The sequence below is a fragment of the Lysobacter zhanggongensis genome (genome assembly GCF_046638635.1).
Classification (GTDB): domain Bacteria; phylum Pseudomonadota; class Gammaproteobacteria; order Xanthomonadales; family Xanthomonadaceae; genus Novilysobacter; species Novilysobacter luteus.
The window spans coordinates 1,147-6,205 of sequence record NZ_JBJXHK010000104.1 but is presented as its reverse complement, the minus strand read 5'-3'; the positions used below and the strand labels follow the sequence as shown (position 1 = coordinate 6,205).

The window sequence follows — 5,059 nt, the reverse complement described above, 5'->3', positions numbered from 1 at the left end:
CGGGACATCCTCGTCGGGTTTCGGCGGTGCCGGCCGGTGGGCATGTTCGGGCCGCGCGTGTGGCGCATCTGCCACAGGCGGCTCCGCCCCCCTGACCGGCGCGTCGCCCGGCTCGCCCCTGCGTGGCATCGGACTGCTGGACTTTTGCGCCGGCGCGGTCGGCAGCCCGGGTTCGACCCCGGCGGGCGCGTCGTCGCCCGCCAGCGACAGCAGCGAATACCCCATCGCCTGCAACCACTCGCGCTGCTGGCCGTCCCAGAGACTCACGTCGCCGCCTTCCCGGCCTCGCCGCGGCGCATCCGTCGCCACGCCGCATGGACCGGCCCCGTCAGCGCATAGACGCCGGTGATGGCCAGCAGTACGCGTGGCGGATCGATCGCGATCGCCGCCAGCACCGCCAGCACCACCACCACGGTCAGGAACGGCATGCGGTCACTACGAGGGCCGCTGCCCTTGAAGCTGAAATAGCGCACCCGGCTGACCATCAGCAGCGCCGCCGTGGCGGTCGCCGCCAGCGCCAGGTAGCGCAGCTGTGCGCCCTCGTAGCCCAGCACGAAGCAGGTCCAGACCAGACTGGCGAGCAGCCCGGCCGACGCCGGGCTGGCCAGCCCGATGAACCAGCGCTTGTCGACCTGGTTTACCTGCGAGTTGAACCGCGCCAGCCGCATCGCCGCGCAGGCCGCGTACAGGAATGCCACCACCCAGCCGGCCTTGCCCGCGGTGACGCCGTCCAGCCGGGTCGCCGACAGCGCCCAGTGGTACATCACCAGGGCGGGGGCCAGGCCGAAGCTGATCAGGTCGGCGAGCGAGTCGTACTGGACGCCGAACTCGCTCTGGGTGTTGGTCAGCCGCGCGACCCGGCCATCGATGCCGTCCAAGATCGCGGCCACGAAGATCGCGATGCACGCGTCGTCGAACCGCCCCTGGGTGGCGGCGATGATCGCGTAGAAGCCGGCAAACAGCCCGCCGGTGGTGAACAGGTTGGGCAGCAGGTAAATGCCGCGTCCGCGCGGCCGTGAGGCGGGCGCGGAGGGTTGCACGGGTTCCATTTCGGCAGTTTAGCGCTTGCCTGCCGGCCCGCACGGTGCTGCAATCCGCTTTCGCGACACCGCCAACGCCGGGGAGCCCCGCATGTCCGCCCAACGCACGTCCACCACCCGCCGCCTGTCCCGGCCGGCCACCGCCGCCCTTGTGCTGGCACTCGCGCTGCCGGCAGCCCTGGTCGCCACCGGCGGCGAGCTGTACCAGTGGAAGGACGCCAACGGGGTGACGCACTACTCCGACGCCCCGCCGCCGGGCCAGACCAGCTACGAGAATCGCTCGATCCGCAACAGCGGTGGCACCGCCGACGCACCGGAAAAGGCCGAGGCACCGGCCGAGAGCGAGCAGTGCACCACCGCGCGCGCCAACCTCGCGCTGCTGCAGGGCGACGGCAAGGTCGGCACCGACACCGACGGCGACGGCAAGCCCGACACCGAGCTGAGCGCCGACCAGCGCGCCAACGAGGCCGAACTGGCCGCCGCGGCGATCAAGGTGCACTGCAAGGCCAACTGATCGCTGGCGGCCGTCGCGCGCGGCCGCGCCTTCACGGTTTTTTTAACGCTGCGGCGGCACCCTCGGGTGATTGCCGCGACGGCGTTCCTGCCGGTCGCGACCCCAGTGGGAGCGCGCCGTGCCGGACACCGTCGCCGAGCGGACCATCGCCGACGAACCCTTCGTGATACCCCGGGCCGTCCTGGCGCTGCTGGCCGGCCTGCTGCTGGCCGGTTGCCAGGGACCCGCCTCCACCCTCGACCCCGCCGGTCGCGGCGCCGACGACATCGCCCTCCTCTTCCGGATCATGGCCGCCGGCGCGGCGGTGGTCTGGGCGATCGTGGTCGCGATGGCGCTGTACGCCGGGCTGGTCAACCCGCGGCCGCACAGCCGGCGCAGTGCACGCTGGCTGATCCTCGGCGGCGGCGTGCTGTTCCCCACCGTCACCCTCGCCGCCCTGCTGGTGTACGGGCTGGTGCTGATGCCGCAGCTGCGTGAGCCGCCGCCGGCAGATGGCCTGCGGATCGCGGTGTCGGGCGAGCAGTGGTGGTGGCGGGTCGACTACCACGTGCCAGGCAGCGACACCCCGGTAACGCTGGCCAACGAGGTCCGCCTGCCGGTCGGCGAGCGCGCCGAGTTCCGGCTGACCAGTCCCGACGTGATCCATTCGTTCTGGATCCCGTCGCTGGGCGGCAAGCTCGACAACATCCCCGGCCGCACCACCACGCTGGTGCTGGAGCCGACCCGCACCGGCACGTTCGAGGGCATCTGCGCCGAGTACTGCGGGACGTCGCACGCGCGGATGGAGTTCCTGGCCGTGGTGATGGAGCCCGACNGTTCCGGCTGACCAGTCCCGACGTGATCCATTCGTTCTGGATCCCGTCGCTGGGCGGCAAGCTCGACAACATCCCCGGCCGCACCACCACGCTGGTGCTGGAGCCGACCCGCACCGGCACGTTCGAGGGCATCTGCGCCGAGTACTGCGGGACGTCGCACGCGCGGATGGAGTTCCTGGCCGTGGTGATGGAGCCCGACGCGTTCGACCGTTGGCTCGCGGCACAGGCCGCACCGGCGCGCGCGCCCTCGACCGCACTCGCACGACGCGGCGCCGAGGCGTTCATGACCCATGGCTGCGCCGCGTGCCACACCGTGCGCGGCACGCCCGCGGCCGGCCGCGTCGGCCCCGACCTCACCCACGTGGGCAGCCGCCTGAGCCTGGCCGCCGGCACCCTGCCCAACGATGCCGCCGCGTTCCGGCGCTGGATCGACCACCCCGACCGGATCAAGCCCGACGTGCTGATGCCGGCTTTCGGAATGCTGCCCGACGACGACCTCGACGCGATCGTCGCCTACCTGGAGGACCTGCAATGAGCGCGACCGGGCCAGTCGCACCCGCCGCGCATGGCGACCCGGGCCAGGCCGCGCGGCTCGAGGCGGCATGGGCGACACCCACCGGCTGGCGCTACTGGTCGGCGGTCAACAACAGCAACGTGGGGCTCTGGTACACGGGCATGTCGTTCGTGTTCTTCCTGTTCGCCGGCGTGCTGGCGCTGCTGATGCGGGTGCAGCTGGCGGTGCCGGACAACGATTTCGTCAGCGCCGAGATGTACAACCAGCTGTTCTCGCTGCACGGCTCGGCGATGATGTTCCTGTTCGCGGTGCCGATCTTCGAGGCGTTCTCGATGCTGGTGCTGCCGCAGCTGCTCGGCGCGCGCGACCTGCCGTTCCCGCGGCTGTCGGCGTTCGGCTTCTGGTGTTTCCTGATCGGCGGCGTGTTCGTCTGCGGTTCGATCTTCTTCAACGCCGCGCCGCAGGGTGGCTGGTTCATGTACCCGCCGCTGACCACGAGCTACCAGGAGGGCTACGGCGCCGACATCTGGCTGCTGGGCCTGAGCTTCATCGAGGTCGCGTCGATTGCCGCCGCGGTCGAACTGATCACGGGCACGCTGAAGACCCGGCCACCGGGCATGCGGATCAACCTGATGCCGTTGTACGCCTGGTACATCCTGGTGGTGGCGGCGATGATCCTGTTCGCATTCCCGCCGCTGATCGCCGGCGACCTGATGTTCGAGCTGCAGCGCGCGCTCGACTGGCCGTTCTTCGATCCCGCGCGCGGCGGCGACCCGCTGTTGTGGCAGCACCTGTTCTGGATCTTCGGCCACCCCGAGGTCTACATCATCTTCCTGCCGGCCATCGCGCTGGTGGCGATGATCGTGCCGACCTTCGCCCGTCGGCCGATCTTCGGCTACAGCTGGATCGTGCTGGCGGCGGTCGGCACCGGCTTCCTCAGCTTCGGGCTGTGGGTCCACCACATGTTCACCACCGGGCTGCCGAACATCTCGCTGGCGTTCTTCTCGGCGGCCTCGCAGGCGGTGGCGCTGCCGACGGGCGTGCAGATCTTCGCGTTGCTGGCGACGGTCCTGATGGGACGGCTGGTGCGGTCGGTGCCGATGCTGTTCGTGCTCGGCGCGCTGGTGATCTTCGTGCTCGGCGGGCTGACCGGGGTGATGGTCGCGATGGCGCCGTTCGACTTCCAGGCCCACGACACCTACTTCATCGTCGCCCACCTGCATTACGTGCTGATCGGCGGCATGGTGTTCCCGGTGGTGGCCGGGGTGTACTACTACTTCCCGCTCGCGGTCGGAAAAAAGCTGTCGGACCAGCTCGGCAAGCTCGCCTTCTGGCTGATGTTCGCCGGATTCAACATCGCCTTCCTGCCGATGCACCTGACTGGCCTGGTCGGGATGCCGCGACGGGTGTTCACCTATTCCGGCGCGCATCCGTTTGAACTGCTCAACCTGGTGTCGACGGTCGGTGCGTTCGTGCTCGCCGCCGGCTTCGCGCTCATCGTGGTGGACGCGCTGTGGCTGGTGCGGCGGCGGCCGCGGTCGCCACGCGACCCGTGGCAGGCCGGCACGCTGGAGTGGCTCGCGGAAATGCCATCGAAGCCGTGGGGCGTGCGCTCGATCCCGGTGGTCGAGACGCGCTATCCGTTGTGGGACCAGCCGAACCTGATGCGCGACGTCGATGCGGGCCGCTTCTACCTGGCCGACGCGCCCGAAGGCCGGCGCGAGACGCTCGTGACCTCGCCGGTCGACGCGGTGCCCGAGCAGTGCCTGCGCGTGCCCGGCCCGACCTTCATGACGCTGTGGGCGGCGCTGTTCACCGGTGGTGCGTTCATCCTGCCGGTGTTCAAGCTCTACGCCGCCGCGGCCGTGAGCGGCGTGCTGGCGGTCGTGGCAATCATCGTCTGGGTGTGGACCGGCACCGCGATCCGCCCCGAAAAGCCGGCCAAGGATGTCGGCGGCGGCCTGACGTTGCCGCTGTATGCCTCCGGCCAGGTGTCGGTCGGCTGGTGGGGCATGTTCATCACGATGATCGGCGACATGACCGCGTTCGCCAGCCTGGTGTTCGGGTACTTCTTCTTCTGGACGATCCACGACGACTTCCCGCCCGCGGCGAGCAGCGGCCCGGGGCTGCTGTGGCCATCGGTCGCGCTGGCACTCGGCCTTGCCGCGTGGGCGGC

Annotated in this window: 5 protein-coding genes and 1 pseudogene; 4 read left to right on the top strand and 2 right to left on the bottom strand. The window is 70.3% G+C overall.

The window, feature by feature from the left end; all coding sequences use genetic code 11:
- A pseudogene (locus tag ACKVMH_RS12210) lies at positions 1 to 267 on the bottom strand (hypothetical protein); the annotation flags it as partial.
- On the bottom strand, positions 264 to 1,049 hold the full coding sequence (gene pssA / locus ACKVMH_RS12205; RefSeq protein ID WP_412700504.1) for a CDP-diacylglycerol--serine O-phosphatidyltransferase: 786 nt from the start codon (positions 1,047 to 1,049) through the stop codon (positions 264 to 266). The gene pssA and the pseudogene ACKVMH_RS12210, both read right to left, overlap by 4 nt.
- A gap of 82 nt (positions 1,050 to 1,131) precedes the next feature.
- On the opposite strand from pssA, the gene ACKVMH_RS12200 reads away from it, so the two are divergent.
- The 4 genes from ACKVMH_RS12200 to ctaD form a co-directional block, all read left to right on the top strand.
- On the top strand, positions 1,132 to 1,554 hold the full coding sequence (locus ACKVMH_RS12200) for a DUF4124 domain-containing protein (RefSeq protein ID WP_412700503.1): 423 nt from the start codon (positions 1,132 to 1,134) through the stop codon (positions 1,552 to 1,554).
- A gap of 286 nt (positions 1,555 to 1,840) precedes the next feature.
- Positions 1,841 to 2,380, top strand: a complete 540-nt coding sequence (locus ACKVMH_RS12195; protein WP_459167115.1) for a cytochrome c oxidase subunit II — start codon at positions 1,841 to 1,843, stop codon at positions 2,378 to 2,380.
- A gap of 11 nt (positions 2,381 to 2,391) precedes the next feature.
- The gene (locus tag ACKVMH_RS12190) at positions 2,392 to 2,904 is read left to right on the top strand and encodes a c-type cytochrome (RefSeq protein WP_412700501.1); all 513 of its coding nucleotides are present in this window, start codon (positions 2,392 to 2,394) and stop codon (positions 2,902 to 2,904) included.
- On the top strand, positions 2,901 to 5,059 hold a 2,159-nt coding region (ctaD, locus tag ACKVMH_RS12185), incomplete at its 3' end, for a cytochrome c oxidase subunit I (protein WP_412700500.1). The genes ACKVMH_RS12190 and ctaD, both read left to right, overlap by 4 nt.

Coding starts and splice junctions, on each gene's coding strand:
- pssA (WP_412700504.1), bottom strand. CDS start 1,049: ATGGAACCCGTGCAACCCTCCGCGCCCGCCTCACGGCCGCGCGGACGC.
- ACKVMH_RS12200 (WP_412700503.1), top strand. CDS start 1,132: ATGTCCGCCCAACGCACGTCCACCACCCGCCGCCTGTCCCGGCCGGCC.